The following is a 14,964-nucleotide window of genomic DNA, read 5'->3' as shown; positions in this document are numbered from 1 at the left end:
CCTACTGGAAACGTTCAGAGTAAGGCAGCGTGTACGTACAATTGTTGGGGCACAGCACCGACGTCAACACAATCGGGGCCAAAGTGACAGTTGTCGAAAACGTAAAGTATTTGGGAGTCGCACCAAGATTGCCGGAGTTGCAGACAGTGCTTCCGCACATAACCTGGATGTTGCCGATGGTATACCCTGCGACCGTTGTCTGCAGCGCTGCCACCCAGGTCCCCGGATTCGCCGGGTCGGGCGGATTCTTGTACTGAATATACTGCCCGAAGGAGCGCAGGGCCGTCCATGCGGAAATAAACCGGAAGCCCGCGGCGGCAACGTCGGCGAGCGGCATCAGCAGGCTCGTCACCAAGAAAATGTAAACTATGACTGTCTCGAACGCGACGGCGCCGCGCTGATCGGCGATGAAGGACACTCTCCGATACGCGCGCGTGCGTCGACGGGGGCATACCATGTGCGATCGCGCCGCCCTAGCCGCAGCGATTTGAATCATGTCCACGACAATCCGGCCACGCATAGCCGCTCACCAAACGTAAGGGATCACCCGCCAACGTGATGCTTCGTAACTCGAATACTCAGGGAAATTGCGCCGAAGCAGGTCTTCTTCGTAAAGTATTCGGCAGACCTGAATGCCTATATGCAGGACCAGTACGATCACCGTAACCGGTGTCAGGTATTGCAGCACGACGCCCAGCACCACGATTTCTTCTGCGACATAGAGCGGGTGCTTGATCCATCGATACGGACCGGTCTGCACCACCGAGCGCGCCTGTGGCACCAGGCTGAACGAACGACCCAGATGTCGGATCGTGACAAGCATCATGATCGTACCGACCAGCACACAAGCCGTCGATGCCAGGTTGGGCAGCGTATCGTCGGTTTTGCCGAGAAAGCTGATCGTCCATGGCAGATAGCTGCCGACGAAGGCAGCTATTCTTGGAAGCAGCCCGTCTGCATGCGCCTTTGCCGGCGAGCGCGTCATGATCAACAGCGCCAGGAGCACGTAGAAGATGCCAAGGCAAAAACTCGACAACAGCGAGGGCCATGAATCGGTCAGCGACGCCCCAATTCTGACGGCGACGCAAAGTGCCAGCAACACGAACCACAAGCTGCCAAGCAGCCGCATCATTCGATCGTAAGATCCGCTCTTAGAGAGGGCAATTGTGCTCATGGCTACTTACCGAAGCTTGCGAACGAACGCACGAGATGCAGAACGGGACTTCCTCCCATGATGACGAACATGGCTGGGAGCAGGAACAGAACCATCGGAATGGTCAGCTTGGCGCCCAACTTGTGCGCTCTTTCTTCCAGCTTGGTGATGCGCTCCCGCCGCAGGTCGAGCGCGATACTGCGAAGCGCCTGGCCCAACGGCGTTCCGTATTGCAGGCTCTGGCTGATCATTGTGCCAAACCGGCGAAGACCATCCGAAGTGGACGCCAAGTTCTCGAATGCGTCGACGCGACTTGGCAGTATCCGGAGATCATCAAGGAGACGGTGCAGCACCCAGGCCATGGCAGGATTGGTCGACTTCATTTCTTCGGCGACACGCCCCAGCCCGCTTTCCAGGCCCATTCCCGCTTCGCTGCATACGATCAGCAAATCGATCATATCCGGCGTGCCTAGCCGAATGGCAGCATCAAAGCGCCGCTTCATCATCGACAGAACCAATCGCGGACCCAAGATTCCGACCACCACACCCATCAGCGTGAAGACCAGCACGTCGGCAGCCCCCCCTCCCGAAAGTTGCGCCAGAAACAGCGCAATGACCGGGAAAGCGAACATGCTGACGACCTTGATGCCGATCCAGATCGGCAAGGTTCGATGATGATTGAAACCAGATGAGTGGAGGATCGTTCGTAGTTCTTCCAGATTCTCCTCGGCGTAGAAGCGCCGATATCGCGTGCCCAGCCATGAAAACCAACCGGTGAGGTCTTTGAAGGGGGCTGACCGGTAAGGGATACCCATCACGGCGTTTGACACCCGCGTGTCCAATGCACGGACGTGCAGTTCGCGGATGGTCAACATGCAGGCCGCAGTCCCGGCTGCTACTGCCAGGGCCACCAGACCGAGACCAAAAGTCATAGCTCCGTCTCCCGCCTGACCATCCAACTTATCACCAGATGCCCGATAAGCACCGAGACTATCGCGTAAGCCAGAAGCTTGTTTCCAGTCGGATCAGAGAACAGCAGATCGACATTCTGCGGATTGGCGGCGTACAGCAATGCTCCGGCAATCAGGGGCGAGATTGTGAGTGCGCGCGAGGAAAAGATCACTTCTCCTGCCAACGCCTTGGCGCGAGCAGCCAGCGCAACACGCTGACTCACTGTGTCGCCCAGCGTCTGCAAGGTTTCGGCCAAGCTACCGCCCGACTTCAACTGGACCGCAAGTGTCACCGCAAACATCGCATATTCTGCCACTTGCGTCCGCCGATAGACGGCTTCGACGGCTTCCTCCGGAGGTCTTCCCAGATTCACTTCGCTGCATACGATGGCAAACTGCCCAGACGTTGGTTGCGGCATCTCGCGCGCGATGGTGCGAAATGCCTCGTGCACAGGCAGACCCGATCGAACCGTACTCGTTACCAGCTGGATCGCGTCGGGCAGCTGCCGGAAAAGTTGACTGGCAAAGCGGCGTTGCTGCCATCCAAACAGACCTCGCACGACGACGATGGCGGCAATTGCTGCCGCGACAGCCCCGTAGGATACGGACAATCCCAGCAGGTGATTGGCATAAAAGACTGCGGCTACCGCGATCGCTGAGGCAAGCAGCACATACGCCGGATGAAAGGCGTGAATCATCCCGGCCCTGTAATTGGCTAAGCGATGGAGAAGCAGGGACCTGGAGCCGGTCTCCGACCGGCGAATGGATGGCAGGCTCGCCGGATGGGAGGCCGGTAGAGCTACAGCCAGCCGGCGATGCATGCGTCGCTCCCGGCCGTCGAGCCACAACGAACAAACGGCTGCGCAGATCGCAAGCACCAGAACAGCGACGATCACGGACTCAGGTATCATATTTGCCTCACGGCCTCGGCCCAGGCACGATCAAGCCCGAAATAGACAAGACGGCTTTTGAATTTCGGGACTGCAAGGGTGGCCCTGTAGGTGCCCGAGATCCGCCCATGTTCATCCTCGTCCTGGTACTCGAAGGCTGCGATGTCATTGGTGGTGATCACATCCGCTTCTAACCCCATCACCTCGCTGATCTGGACAATGCGACGTTGTCCATCGCGCATGCGCTCGACTTGCACGATGAGATCCAGCGCAGCGACGATCTGAGCTCGGATGGCTCGCGACGGAAGATTCACCTGCCCCATCTGCACCATGTTCTCGATGCGGGTCAGGGCATCGCGGGCGCTATTGGCATGGACCGTGGAGATCGAACCATCATGGCCGGTGTTCATTGCCTGCAGCATGTCAAACGCTTCAGCGCCGCGCACCTCACCCACGACGATCCGGTCGGGACGCATGCGCAGCGCATTCCAGAGGAGATCGCGTTGTGTCACCTGCCCCGTGCCTTCGAGGCTGGGAGGCCGGGTCTCCAGGCTGATCACGTGCGGCTGCTGAAGCTGCAACTCTGCCGCATCCTCGATGGTGACAACGCGTTCGCTGTGATCGATGAACTGGCTCATGGCGTTGAGCAGCGTCGTCTTGCCGGACCCGGTGCCGCCGGAGACCAGAACATTGAGCCGACACCGGGCGGCGATCTCCAGTAATTGTCCGATGGCTTCGGTCATCGAGCCGTTTTCGACCATTGCGGCGACATCCAAACGGCGGCTTGGAAATTTTCGGATCGAGATGCAGGGGCTATGGATCGCCAGCGGCGGGAAGATGATGTTGACCCGGCTGCCATCGGGCAAGCGGCAATCCACCATTGGACTGGATTCATCGATGCGCCGCCCAACTTGCGCGGCAATTTTCTGGGCTACCGATGCAATGTGATCATTGTCGCGGAAGCGCACCGCGATCCGCTCCAGCTTGCCGGCCCGTTCGACATAAACGCTGCTCGGTCCGTTGATCATGATATCGTTGATTGATTGATCGAGCAGAAGCGGGCGCAGCGGCCCGTAGCCGGTCATGTCGTCAGCAATCTCATCCGCCAGTTGAAGCTGCTCGCGACCCGATAGTTCGAGCCGCTCCTCGTTGGCGATGCCATGGATGATTTCCTCGATCTGCCGCCGAAGGACGTCACGCGAGACAGTTGCGGCCAACGATGGCTCAATCTGCTCGATGACGCGTTCGCGCAGTGAAGCCGGCATCACTGGCCGCTCAATCAAGGGGTCCTCGCGCCTTGACATTGATGCAGGCACGCTCGGCACCGCAGCAGCCAGGCCCGGCATCATTGCAGGCAAGCGAACCGACGTTTCGTCTTCGCGCCTACCAAACCTTCTCATAATCCGAGCAGCCTCCTCAGCCTTCCCTTGCGCTCGACGCCGAGCCCGGTGATCTCCCGTACGATCGGCGCGAGGTGGCGCCGCAATCCTGATACGTGCTTCAGCGCTGGGATTCCGAGATTGACCGCCTGGGTCATCCCCTTCCCGAGATCGGGTACAACCATGTCTGGCTCAGTCCCCAGCGCCTTTACCACCGCGGCCCTGGGAAGGCCGCCGGGGCGATTTGCACGGTTTAGCAAGGTAAAGACCCGATCCCTGCCGGCAATGTTGGTGACGGCGGTCCGCAATGCATGAGCATTGCGAAGTCCGGTCACCTCGGCCTCCAGCAGCACCAACACGTGCCGAGAAAGAGAGATCACCGGATGGATGGATGGCGGAAACGGGACCGGGACATCGACAACGATGTAATTGAATCGTTGGCGGAGCAGACCAAGGACGTGCCTCACGCCCGCTTCGGTGATGTCGAGCTGAGCATCCAGGTCCTCATCGGCGGAAATCAGGCAAACTCGTTCGTTGACTGCAATTGCGGCGCGCTCGAGGAACAACGTGTCCGCCCGCATTGGGTTCTCCAAAGCGATGCGCAGGCCTGGTCCGGGCTGAACACCCAACATCACGGCTGTTTCGCCGCCTTGAAGATGAAGGTCGAGCAGCGCGACCTTGGCCTTGGTGGTCTCAGCCAGTTGCAGTGCGAGATTGATGGCGATACTCGTTGCGCCGGCACCGCCCTGCGCGCCACAGATCGAGATCACATGCCCGCCTCGGTCGGTCGGACCCGGCGCACGGTCACCAAGCAGCTTTGGGCGCAGCTGGTCCAGCACCATGTCCCGCGTGATCGGCCTCGGCAGGTACTCGGTCAAGCCGAGCTCCATAAGCGCGCGGTAGAAGGTGATCTCCCTGCTTTCACCGATCAGGGCCACCCGGACATCGGGCGGGCAGACGCCGGCCAACTTCTCCAGTTCGGCAAATGGATCATCGATGCCGCTGATGTCAGTCACCAGCGCGAGCAGCTCGGTATCGGTTTCGAGCATCCGTATGGCATTACGGATCGTGCCACGCTTGATCGATAAGTTGCTGCCTTCGAGGCCCTTGCGTAGAGCCGCAGCACTCAGCTCGTCATTTACGAAGCAGACGATTCGATTGCGCGCGACAACAGAGGTCGCTTCTTCAGGCGAACTGAGGGCCGCTATGTTAACGCTCATCAACGTTTCTCCAGCAACTTGCCTGCCTGGACCACCATCGTCCCGCCGCGGCGGGAAACTTCCGACCCGTCGCAGTTGATCAGAGTGTCGCCGTCGGCTGAATCCTGTTTCCTGACCGAGTATTGCTTTGTCTGACCACCAGAATGAACGACGACCGCTGCAGTCCGGCCGGCAATTGCATTCTGGCGGGCGATTTCCGGCGACACATCGCAGCTGGACATGGCACCAGTGTCCGCCGTGTCCCACTGCTCGACTGCTGCCCGTACCGCCAGGGAGAGCGTTCCGAGCTGCCTTGCGACTGTGATCTTCTTGACCTGGTCTGGCGCAAGCTCCAACGACACAGTCTGCGTTTGCTTGCCGGCAACCGAGCCCGCCACCGAGCTTACGGTTCGGCCGCCCTGCATAATCTCCTGGTCAATCGCGATGACTCGAACGTTGCCTAGAACGGTTTCGCTCAGGGCTCGACGCGCGGGATCTGCCTTCTCGAACACCTGGGTCAGCAAGACATCAACATGATCACCTGGCCTGATCAGCCCCGATACGCCGGACTCCTCATCCACCTTGATGCTGATTGCACGGCTATCCGGTGCCAAGACGCTGGCTAGGAAACCACGATCTCGAGGTCGCAATACGTCCTGCAAGGTGATCGGACTGCCAGCTTCAACGAACTTGCGAATCAGAGAGCCGGGAAGTCCGGCCTTCGAGTCAGGTGTTTCTAGGATCGCCCCTGCAGGAAGGCGTTCAGGCGACACCGAGCGCACCGTGAAATCTTCTTCGCGAGCCAATGTACCTTTCGACAGCGGACGTGCCGCAACAAAATACCCGACAGTCGAAGGAGGTGCCGGCCCCTGCTCTGTAACCGTTACCGGAACCTGCTTCGGCAGGTTCATGTTGTAGGCAATCAGCCCGAACGCGGTGGTTGCGAGCAAAAGCACCAGGATGATTGAGAGGCGCAACGCGGATGACATGTCAAAATCCTCTGCTCAAGATGGTCCAGATGCCACCGCACGCTATGGCGACGCCGTAAGGTAAGGGCGCATGTCGCACATGGCGCCAACGCTCGATCGCGTAGACGCGGCGTGCGAGCGACGATCCGACTGGCGCCAGCTTCGGATATGGCAGGACGCGCATCATTAGATGCAGCAGGGCAAGAACGCCCCCCGCCAGCGAGGTTACGGTCAACAATTGGATCAGGCCCGTCGGCGTCAGGCCAATGGCCAAAGTTACCAGCAACTTGACGTCGCCCCCGCCAATCCCTCCACGCCGGTAAAGCGCGAGCAGCAGCACGAACAGGATCGTCGCGGCGATGAGGGATTGGGCAAGTTGCACCGGGCTGCCAAGCTGACCGGCGATCCCGAACAGCGCCAGCACGAGACAGACGTCATTTCGGATCAAACGGGTCGCGACATCGAGCATTGCGACATACAGCAGCAACAGGATTTCCAGTATCGAGGGGATGTAAGAAACCCAGCCCATGCATGCCTCGAGGAGGTGGAAGGCACACTCAAAATGGAGAGAGAACATTCGAGGGGGACACATTCCGATGCCCCCCTCTGGCGTCAGATGGCCGGATCAAACTGCCGCAGTAAAAGCGGTGGTGATCGCCGTGATCCCGCCCGTCAGCGCCGTTCCGATCGCACCGCCAGCTCCAACGCCGAACACAGCTGACACTGCACCGATGATGCAAACCGCGACGATGATGTACTCGAACGACACCACGCCATTCTGGTCGGCACGCAAGCGCTTCAAGGCGTCGGTGGTCTTGATGTAATACTGCAACATAGGAAAAACCTTTCTCTCGAGATGAAGCTTCAGACACCCTTGGCAAACTTCAGCGGCTGGGGGCGATGACCGCCTCGCCACCTTGCAAACTCTTCATTAAATATTATTCTTAGTCAATATTTAATAATCAGATTAGTTTAAAAACGTCGACCGATAACGCCGGATTTGACGACGCGTCGATAAAAAATCTTTTTCTTACAATGGCATGCTAAATTAACCAACAATCCATTTGGATTACCGAAATAATACGGACATAATGAATCGCGCGACTTCTCTCCGTTCGGGCCTGTTAACTAGGCCTCCTTATATTAAATCACATGTGCGCCAATTTTCTGACCGCAAACGCGAGGGCCCCGGTCTCGGCGGCACGGTGCGAATCTGAGCGACATGCGGGCCAGCGACGCGAAGCTTGTCCTCCGGCGCGGTCACGATCGGCGCCGGAGTTTTTCACGAACTCCAGCATTTGGGATCACTTACCCGGCTTGTTCAGAAGCAGGCATCCGCAGAATTGCTTGAGATTCTGGCCAGTACGGAGATCCCGAACTTGCCGCGCGACGGAGCAAGATGCGGGATGCGATCTGGCGATTCAGTTGCGTCTGGTCCGTAGAGCAGTCCGGGACGGGCGATCCCGCTACTCGCTACAGCATCAATGAATGGCATGAGCTTGCGGCTAATTTGATCGTCCTGGTCGGTTTCCTGCATGCGATGGCAGCGCTTGCATGTCTGGCGCGCTCACCTGCTTGATCGAATGACCCTGTAATTGCTGCTGCCGGCGGCCGGGAGATCTCCCTGCACTTGAGGAGTCCGCCTGCGAGAGGTCGGGTTCGAATCGATGGAGAGAATCCAGACTGAGGCCCCATCGTCCAGTTTCTGGTTCTGCAGCAAACGCCATCCTGCGGCGACCGCTGGAATAGATCGTCCGCTTTGCTCGCCCGAATATCCTATTCTACGACGAGGACGTGACCGACCTTTGCTCTAGGGTCTGCGCGCTGTATCGAATTGGCGAAGATACAACAACAAAGGAAAATGCGCGCAAGAGTGGTCATGCTGCCTCCGACCAGAAAGCGTCGCACGAGACGCGCCTTGTTCTCTACCCGGAAACGAAAAGCCCTGCATCAGCAGGGGCTTGGGATGGTGGGCGCACCAGGGCTCGAACCTGGGACCCGCTGATTAAGAGTCAGCGTGACCCAGCGTGTTGGGCCTGTCGCGGGGCGATTATTGGGCAGTGTTTTTGAAAACACTGCCCAATGCTATCAATTATTTACAAGGATTCCCTTGCATTTTTCCTCGTCGCTATTGATGTTTTGAGGCATCAGCGATTTCGCGTTTTGCGTGACCCAGCGTGACCCCGGCTCCGGGGCGGTGTGACCCCCGATGATGACTACAGCAAGCAAGAGAAAGAAGGAAAAAAGGGCGGAAGAAATCACCGCCAAGAAGGTCAAGGAAAAGATTCGCGATCACGAGAAAGGAAAGCGGACCGAACTCACCGACGCAAAGTGTCGTGGCCTGCAATTCCGGATTACCGATGAAGCCGCAACGTGGACCGTTCGTGCCCGGCTGTTTGGCAAACAGCGCAGGTGGATCATCGGCAATTCGGAAGTAGCGCCGGAAATCGCACGAGAGAGAGCCAGCGAAGTTCGAGCTTGGTGCCGTCGAGGGAGTGATCCGGAGAAGCTCGTAACTGAATTCATGACCGGCATCTCGATCGCCCACCAGGTTCGCGTCAGCGGCGAGCGACCAGTGCGCTCATGGGATTGGATCGAGGCCGTAGACAAGTTCATGGATCATATCATGGACTGTCGCTCGCCGGACACGTATGACGACTATGCGCGAACGCTCGGAGGCCGGAGACGACTGGACCGTAGCAAGCGACACTCCCGCGTGGCGGAGCTATCTCGCTTCAACGGCAAACAAGTAGCCGCCATCAGCCGCGAGGAAATTGCCGAGTGCGTCGCCGACATCTGCAAGCGAGCGTACTCCCAAGGCTTACATGTGCTCAGAATCCTGGGCTCAATGTGGTCCTTCCTAGGCGATGACACGCGACGGAGACAAACTTCTGTCACCCCGAACTTCCTCCTTCGCGTGAAACCTCCGGAACGGCCCCAGCCGATGATCTCTAGACCGGCCTTGTCGGTAATTCAGCTGTTCGATAAGGATCGCGAGGACCGCCGCAGAGACGTACCGTCCCCCATGGCGATGGGGCGGGCGGTAGCGATTGCAAGATCCGGCGCCCTCGGCGAACGAGCTTCGCTGGCCGTTCAGCTGCTTGCTTTTTCTCTCCAGCGCCGCCGCGCAATCATCGGCTGTTACCAGATGGACTTTCTGGTCATGGCCGATTGGAACGATCCAGATGCCGATATGGTCTGGAGCATCCCTCCATTTATGCGCAAGCGCTCGAATAAACGACGAGCCCACCTACCCCATATCGTGGTCTTAACTGGCGCTGGCGCGAAAACGATTAGGCAGCTCGACGAACTCGATTTGGGTGAATACCCCTATTACTTTCCAGTTCGCGCTAAGCCAGGGAAGAAAACCAAAAACCCTTACGCCGATCCAAGCTTTGTCAATCATGCCTTGCAGTTCATGCCCGGTGTGGACATGAGCCCGCACGGCTGGCGCAGAGGATTTGCAAGTCACGGTGAGCGGGAATTCGGCCTCTCGCTCGGAGAAATCAAGCTGATCTTGGATCACTCCGAGGGCGCGCCCGCAGGAGATGTAACCGCGGAGAGCTACGCGTTGGACCCGCTGCTTCAAAAGAAGAAGCAAATCATGACCTTTTGGACAAATTGGTTGGAAACTCAAACCCAGGCGGCGATCGCGGCAGATCCTGGCCTGTTGAATGCCGATGCGCTGAAGGATTCGATTTACCGGGCCCGCTATGGCGAGGAGCGCTGGCTCAAGCGAGAGTCGAAACGACAAAAATTCTCGGAGGCAGCTGAGTAACTCATTCTCCCACGAGGCCATGGCTAAAGAGCAGCCCGTATTCCGATCCAATCAAGCTCCGAAGTGGCTCTTTTTGATGCGTCCGGATTTGTTCCCAGCAGAACGCCAAAGGACTATTCTGCGTACAAAACGCGCTCCCCCCGCGAAGAGGCGCTCACTTCCCGATCAGCGCGAGCCGCTGCATCGTAGATCCTGACCTGTAACATCGGAAATCGCCGCTTCAGATCCCGCACCCCCATCTCCACCCCATCTCTCGTCGCGAACTCGGTCTTCACAAGACCATCGATGATGATTGCATAACCGCTGGTGGGCAGATTTCGGTTCAACTTTGCCGTCTCCGTTTTACGTACGAAGTTTGCTGACTGATTGCTGTTTAGATTGAGTCTGCCGGGGCGGGCAAGCGTGGCAGCGCCGATCTTCCTCAGCTTTTCATGGTCCGTTTCCACGGCCCAATGGGCACTTACCAGGCGCAACGATTCGTCTGAGCTCCGCGGGCCCATGACCGTCAAGGCACCCTAAATTCCCAGAGATTTCGTCTAGCATCAATTGGCCTGTCCAAACGCGCCTGTTTCTCATTCGGAAAACGTGGCGCCACGTCACCTATGGTGGCAGACTGTCGGTCTCCACCAAGCCAAGGATTCCGGGAGTGGACGTTTTTGCCGATATCTGAATCCTTCCTTGAGACTCAATCGCAGCTGCGTGCCACCCTTGCCCGCAGGGTCAAGGAGCGGCGGCAGTTATCGAACTTGAGCCAGCGGGATCTGGCCGAACGAGCCGGGATCCGGCAGGCGCTAGTGAGCCAGATCGAGCTCGGCGAGGCCAACGTAACGCTGGATTCCCTTGTTAGAATTGCAATTGCGCTGGACGTTGATCTTGCCGGTCTGTTCGCGGCGGACGGCGGCGATCCGCGGGTCGGATCCGGGCATTCCTGAGCCACCGCCCATTTGGCGCGGAAATTTGGGCTATCCGGATTGTCGTGTTGGAGGCCTCACGAGCCTGAGCCTTTTGCCCGTGTAGAGTTTCCGCGGAGAATCCACGCCTCTTCGGCATCGTCTCCAGCGATCTCATCGAGATCCCTAACAATCTCGTGCATTCTCTCCACATCTCTCAGCTGCATTTGGAGCAGCTCGTTTATGTAAGTCTCGACGTGTTTTCCTTCGCGCGATGCCGCAGTGGCCGCGCGCGCGTACAGGTCGGCGTCGATTTGAACCGGCTTTGGCATAGCTAGATCCTCGATCACACAAAGCGGGAGAAGGCGGCTGCACCAACCTAGAGAATATCACGCGATAATCCGAGCTGCACGATCGCTGGATCACCACGATCTCAACACGATCATCAGGATAGTCGAAATTTAGCTGATCGATCAGTCAGATCGTCGACACTTTATAGCGTGTCATCGTATGCGCCAGTGGAACCGGGAGGAAAGATCGTTTTCGGAATCGCGTTGGATTGGCTAGACCCAGATCAGTCAAACCTCGGATTATCGTGTTGAAGCTTGGGGATTGGAACGGACTGTCGGCCGAACGCGGGCGGCGTCTATGAGAACGAGGACGGTTGCTACTGGAGTGGTGTGCGCGAGTGGCGCCGCCACACGCTACGGCCCCTGCCACCACGCCGCAGAGATCCGTCGGCGTCGCCCAACATTGCGGTTCGCACGATTTTCCGCTGTGGTGGCTGACCGCCATATCTTTGGCGCAATTTTGTGACACGCTTTAACGTGTCATCGACCAAACCTCCGAGTTGGCCTCTTGACATTTGGGTCCTACAGCATGCGACCCGGCAGAACAGCACTGTTGTTGAACTGACGCACTCACAAGTTCGCCTCGCATTCAGCACATCGAAAGCGCTCGTCCTGGGCAACCAGACCTCGCTCGTACTCGGCTTCGCTTGTCCGGCGCGGTCCGCCGAAATCGGTCTTTTCGAATTCACCTATGGAAGGAACGCGCTCATGTTCATCGATCATCACCGTCCGGAGCGTCGCCGCCTGCTCCCGCAACGCGTTCAGGACATCGTGTCATGCATGGCAACCAACCCCTTCGCAAGGCAACATCGACCACCTTCTCCGGCCCCAAATGCAAGGTCGCAATTCCTATTGAAAGCCTCCTGCTCCGTGACGCGCTCCAGGAGGCGAGCCTTGATGCGCAGGTACGCGCGCTTCAGTATCGGAAGGCTCCGAACCCATATGGTACGCCGCCCACGCTGATGAGCGTGGTGCTGCAAAGGATTGACGGAGATTTTCTGCTCGTCGTCTGCGAAAGGCGGCCGCGGAGATCCGCAGCTGACTACGAGCGACTCAGCGAGGTGCTGACGTCGGAAGGGTTGCGCCTTCTGGAACGCGATGCCGAGGACATCAGACGCGAGCCGATCTACTCCAACGTGCGAGAAGTCTGGTCCAACGCGCGCTTCCACGTATCTATCAAGGACCGACTGAAGATCGCAGCGGCGCTCGCCGAAGACGGCCCGCAAACGATACTTGAAATCGAGGAGCGCGCCCGCCCGTGCTGCGACATCTTCGCCGCCGTGTGTGCGTTGGCGTGCGAAGGGCTGGTGGAAATCGAGATCCACGACGGCCCCTTAGGGCCGCGCAGCGTGGTGCGTGAGCGTTAGAGAGACACCTCGACGGCTGCACGAAAGAGCCGGGTCCGCACTCCGGTAGCGATCACCGGATCGATGTCGTTCGCCGGCTCGTCGACAGGCACAACTCTTTTCGTCACGAGACACTTCGATGGTCAATTCCAACGATTGGCGGGCCAAGCTGGTTGACGCTTATCCCGATATCTTCCACCCGGTCGGCAATCCGCCCTTGGCGCAGGGCTGGCCCGAGGTCGGCAACGGCTGGCGCGACCTCCTGGAGCGGTGCTGCGGCCGGATCCGGACGGCGGTCCAGGCCGAGGGCGGGACGTTTCAAGCCACGCAAATCAAGGAAAAGTTCGGCACGCTGCGATTCTGTTGGCATGGCGCCCTGTCTCCGGACGCCGACGCCAAGGTCGAGGAAGCCATCGACCTGGCGGAAGCCCGCAGCGCCTGCTCCTGCGAGGTCTGCGGCGAGCCCGGCCGGCTGTACGGCCCAGGCTGGCTGACGACGCGCTGCACCGCGCACGCCGAGGGGCGCCGCCCCGAAGAGATCCGCCCCGGATTCGAGAACGTCCTCATCGAGGAACGGTACGTTGGCGACCGGCGCGTGGTGCGCTGCCGTCGCTACGATCGCGAGAACGACGTCTTTATCGACGTCGACCCCGCCTCGCTTGGAATCGAGGAGGAGTGAGATGGCGGGCATCGTCAAGGACTGGCAGATTGAGCTCATCGAGGCGCACCGCGGCCTATTCTGTCCGCCGGCTGGGAATCCCGGGGCTGCACTCGGGTATCCTCGCTGCGAGGGCGGCTGGCACGATCTGATTCAGCGCTTGTGCGTCAGGCTCGAGGCGGCGCTCGGAGACGACGAGCGGATCCACCTCGATCGAATCAGGGAAGCAGTCGGCCGCCTAAGAGTATCCTGGCGCGGCCAGGTGATGCCCGCGACCATATGCAGAATTCACGAGGCTATCGCACTCGCCGAAGCACGGAGCGCCTGCACCTGCGAGCTCTGCGGGGAACCGGGGCGGCTCTATCTGGATGATGGCGTCTGCATGGCGCGTTGTGCCGCTCACGCCAGAGGCACGCCTCTCGCGGACGAATCCGAGAGCAATAGAATGCATATCGTTCGCATGCCGAGGTGCGATGGCTCCGGTTATGAGCCGCGTCGTTACGACCGCGAGAACGACAACTTCGTCGACCCGCCGCCGGACGAGGAGGAGTGAGATGGCGCAGATCGCTCAGAGCTGGCGGATCGAATTCATGCAGGCGCACCCGCGGCTGTTCGACTTCATGCAGGACGAACCGAAGGACACTTTCGGCTACCCGCTGTGTCAGGAGGGTTGGCAGGACGTGCTGGAGCGGCTGTGCGGCCGCCTCGAAGAGGCCCTGCGGGACAACGAGACCTTCGAGTTCGTCCGCATCAAGCAGAAGTTCGGGATCCTGCGCATCGGCTGGGAAGGCAATGTCTCGGAGGAGACCAGGGCCAGCATCGAAGAGGCGCTCGCGCTCGCCGCGGCCCGCAGCAGCAGCACGTGCGAACTCTGCGGCGCGGAAGGTGAGAAGTATCACGCTTCCGAGGAAGTGATAGTCCGCTGCGAGAAGCACGCCGAGGGCCGACCTATCTTGGAGACGCGCGCCAATAAGCGCCTCCACATCGTGCGCGTGGTGGCGCCAACCGAGCCGCCCGTTTGCATACTGCGCCACTATGACCGAAAGACCGACAGCTTCGTCGGGCCGCCGGTGGATGTCGACACCACTCCATCGCGCCGCAACACAAAGATAGATAAGGAATAGCGATGGCCCGGTTTCGCTGCCGCACCTGCCACCAGGAAGGCACATGGGTCTACGACCCAGAGCGCTACACATGCCCGCTCTGCGATTCAATCGACGTGCAGTTCATCATTTCGCGGGACGAAGTGCCTGAGGGCGATCCATTGCTCAATGCGCCGAAGGACAACGAGAACTCAACACCGTCGAAAAAAGCGGAGGAATAGCGGTGGCCCGGTTTCACCGCCGCACCTGCGGTAACGAAGGGACGTTCGCTTAGGACGCGAAGCGTCATGGAGGCTGTGA

Annotated in this window: 18 protein-coding genes; 7 read left to right on the top strand and 11 right to left on the bottom strand. The window is 59.2% G+C overall.

The features are described 5' to 3' along the window. Position 1: 1 nt before the first annotated feature. The 9 genes from UNPA324_RS28920 to UNPA324_RS28880 form a co-directional block, all read right to left on the bottom strand. On the bottom strand, positions 2-418 hold the full coding sequence (locus tag UNPA324_RS28920) for a hypothetical protein (RefSeq protein ID WP_245471666.1): 417 nt from the start codon (positions 416-418) through the stop codon (positions 2-4). 108 nt (positions 419-526) lie between these two features. Beyond that, positions 527-1,174 (bottom strand): methyltransferase family protein, encoded by a 648-nt coding sequence (locus tag UNPA324_RS28915; protein WP_141937309.1) that lies wholly within the window; start codon positions 1,172-1,174, stop codon positions 527-529. A gap of 2 nt (positions 1,175-1,176) precedes the next feature. After that, positions 1,177-2,085, bottom strand: coding sequence for a type II secretion system F family protein (locus UNPA324_RS28910; RefSeq protein WP_128918733.1), 909 nt, complete (start codon positions 2,083-2,085; stop codon positions 1,177-1,179). Then, positions 2,082-2,999, bottom strand: a complete 918-nt coding sequence (locus tag UNPA324_RS28905) for a type II secretion system F family protein (RefSeq protein ID WP_245471667.1) — start codon at positions 2,997-2,999, stop codon at positions 2,082-2,084. Before UNPA324_RS28905 ends, UNPA324_RS28910 begins: the two co-directional genes overlap by 4 nt. Before the next feature lie 11 nt (positions 3,000-3,010). After that, on the bottom strand, positions 3,011-4,393 hold the full coding sequence (locus tag UNPA324_RS28900; RefSeq protein WP_128918735.1) for a TadA family conjugal transfer-associated ATPase: 1,383 nt from the start codon (positions 4,391-4,393) through the stop codon (positions 3,011-3,013). Continuing rightward, entirely contained in the window at positions 4,390-5,592 is a 1,203-nt protein-coding gene (locus UNPA324_RS28895) for a CpaE/TadZ family protein (protein WP_128918736.1), read from the bottom strand. Before UNPA324_RS28895 ends, UNPA324_RS28900 begins: the two co-directional genes overlap by 4 nt. Further along, positions 5,592-6,560, bottom strand: coding sequence for a Flp pilus assembly protein CpaB (gene cpaB / locus UNPA324_RS28890; RefSeq protein WP_141937306.1), 969 nt, complete (start codon positions 6,558-6,560; stop codon positions 5,592-5,594). Before cpaB ends, UNPA324_RS28895 begins: the two co-directional genes overlap by 1 nt. Position 6,561: 1 nt before the next feature. Next, on the bottom strand, positions 6,562-7,068 hold the full coding sequence (locus tag UNPA324_RS28885) for an A24 family peptidase (protein ID WP_181769553.1): 507 nt from the start codon (positions 7,066-7,068) through the stop codon (positions 6,562-6,564). Between the two features lie 96 nt (positions 7,069-7,164). Then, on the bottom strand, positions 7,165-7,374 hold the full coding sequence (locus tag UNPA324_RS28880) for a hypothetical protein (protein ID WP_128918739.1): 210 nt from the start codon (positions 7,372-7,374) through the stop codon (positions 7,165-7,167). Between the two features lie 1,374 nt (positions 7,375-8,748). Between UNPA324_RS28880 and UNPA324_RS28870 the strand changes: the two genes are divergently transcribed. After that, a complete protein-coding gene (locus UNPA324_RS28870) occupies positions 8,749-10,317 on the top strand; it encodes an integrase family protein (RefSeq protein WP_141937301.1) in 1,569 nt (522 codons plus the stop codon). A gap of 113 nt (positions 10,318-10,430) precedes the next feature. Here UNPA324_RS28870 and UNPA324_RS35830 read toward each other — a convergent pair whose 3' ends face one another. Continuing rightward, on the bottom strand, positions 10,431-10,826 hold the full coding sequence (locus tag UNPA324_RS35830; RefSeq protein WP_246667235.1) for a molybdopterin-binding protein: 396 nt from the start codon (positions 10,824-10,826) through the stop codon (positions 10,431-10,433). A 147-nt stretch (positions 10,827-10,973) separates the two neighbouring features. Here UNPA324_RS35830 and UNPA324_RS28860 point away from each other — a divergent pair, with 147 nt between their 5' ends. Beyond that, entirely contained in the window at positions 10,974-11,249 is a 276-nt protein-coding gene (locus UNPA324_RS28860) for a helix-turn-helix domain-containing protein (protein WP_246667234.1), read from the top strand. Positions 11,250-11,305: 56 nt separating this feature from the next. Here UNPA324_RS28860 and UNPA324_RS28855 read toward each other — a convergent pair whose 3' ends face one another. Further along, positions 11,306-11,539: a hypothetical protein gene (locus UNPA324_RS28855; protein WP_141937296.1), complete on the bottom strand. Its 234-nt coding sequence runs from the start codon at positions 11,537-11,539 to the stop codon at positions 11,306-11,308. Between the two features lie 794 nt (positions 11,540-12,333). On the opposite strand from UNPA324_RS28855, the gene UNPA324_RS28850 reads away from it, so the two are divergent. The 5 genes from UNPA324_RS28850 to UNPA324_RS28830 all read left to right on the top strand — a co-directional run bounded on the left by UNPA324_RS28850 (position 12,334) and on the right by UNPA324_RS28830 (position 14,885). Further along, positions 12,334-12,924, top strand: coding sequence for a hypothetical protein (locus UNPA324_RS28850; protein WP_141937295.1), 591 nt, complete (start codon positions 12,334-12,336; stop codon positions 12,922-12,924). Between the two features lie 118 nt (positions 12,925-13,042). Next, positions 13,043-13,582, top strand: coding sequence for a TraR/DksA C4-type zinc finger protein (locus UNPA324_RS28845; protein ID WP_141937293.1), 540 nt, complete (start codon positions 13,043-13,045; stop codon positions 13,580-13,582). A gap of 1 nt (position 13,583) precedes the next feature. After that, positions 13,584-14,114 (top strand): hypothetical protein, encoded by a 531-nt coding sequence (locus tag UNPA324_RS28840; RefSeq protein WP_141937291.1) that lies wholly within the window; start codon positions 13,584-13,586, stop codon positions 14,112-14,114. Position 14,115: 1 nt separating this feature from the next. Then, positions 14,116-14,685, top strand: coding sequence for a hypothetical protein (locus tag UNPA324_RS28835; RefSeq protein WP_141937289.1), 570 nt, complete (start codon positions 14,116-14,118; stop codon positions 14,683-14,685). Positions 14,686-14,687: 2 nt separating this feature from the next. After that, positions 14,688-14,885: a hydrogenase maturation nickel metallochaperone HypA gene (locus UNPA324_RS28830; protein WP_141937287.1), complete on the top strand. Its 198-nt coding sequence runs from the start codon at positions 14,688-14,690 to the stop codon at positions 14,883-14,885. Positions 14,886-14,964 lie beyond the last annotated feature (79 nt).

The sequence above is a fragment of the Bradyrhizobium sp. UNPA324 genome, assembly GCF_006658635.1.
GTDB lineage: Bacteria > Pseudomonadota > Alphaproteobacteria > Rhizobiales > Xanthobacteraceae > Bradyrhizobium > Bradyrhizobium nanningense.
This window is presented reverse-complemented; position numbering and strand designations above follow the sequence as displayed.

Bases quoted from the DNA above. Each gene is read 5' to 3' on its own strand.
- UNPA324_RS28915 (WP_141937309.1), bottom strand. From the start codon at position 1,174: ATGAGCACAATTGCCCTCTCTAAGAGCGGATCTTACGATCGAATGATG.
- UNPA324_RS28910 (WP_128918733.1), bottom strand. From the start codon at position 2,085: ATGACTTTTGGTCTCGGTCTGGTGGCCCTGGCAGTAGCAGCCGGGACT.
- UNPA324_RS28900 (WP_128918735.1), bottom strand. From the start codon at position 4,393: ATGAGAAGGTTTGGTAGGCGCGAAGACGAAACGTCGGTTCGCTTGCCT.
- UNPA324_RS28895 (WP_128918736.1), bottom strand. From the start codon at position 5,592: ATGAGCGTTAACATAGCGGCCCTCAGTTCGCCTGAAGAAGCGACCTCT.
- cpaB (WP_141937306.1), bottom strand. From the start codon at position 6,560: ATGTCATCCGCGTTGCGCCTCTCAATCATCCTGGTGCTTTTGCTCGCA.
- UNPA324_RS28885 (WP_181769553.1), bottom strand. From the start codon at position 7,068: ATGGGCTGGGTTTCTTACATCCCCTCGATACTGGAAATCCTGTTGCTG.
- UNPA324_RS28880 (WP_128918739.1), bottom strand. From the start codon at position 7,374: ATGTTGCAGTATTACATCAAGACCACCGACGCCTTGAAGCGCTTGCGT.
- UNPA324_RS28870 (WP_141937301.1), top strand. From the start codon at position 8,749: ATGATGACTACAGCAAGCAAGAGAAAGAAGGAAAAAAGGGCGGAAGAA.
- UNPA324_RS28855 (WP_141937296.1), bottom strand. From the start codon at position 11,539: ATGCCAAAGCCGGTTCAAATCGACGCCGACCTGTACGCGCGCGCGGCC.
- UNPA324_RS28850 (WP_141937295.1), top strand. From the start codon at position 12,334: ATGCATGGCAACCAACCCCTTCGCAAGGCAACATCGACCACCTTCTCC.
- UNPA324_RS28845 (WP_141937293.1), top strand. From the start codon at position 13,043: ATGGTCAATTCCAACGATTGGCGGGCCAAGCTGGTTGACGCTTATCCC.
- UNPA324_RS28840 (WP_141937291.1), top strand. From the start codon at position 13,584: ATGGCGGGCATCGTCAAGGACTGGCAGATTGAGCTCATCGAGGCGCAC.
- UNPA324_RS28835 (WP_141937289.1), top strand. From the start codon at position 14,116: ATGGCGCAGATCGCTCAGAGCTGGCGGATCGAATTCATGCAGGCGCAC.
- UNPA324_RS28830 (WP_141937287.1), top strand. From the start codon at position 14,688: ATGGCCCGGTTTCGCTGCCGCACCTGCCACCAGGAAGGCACATGGGTC.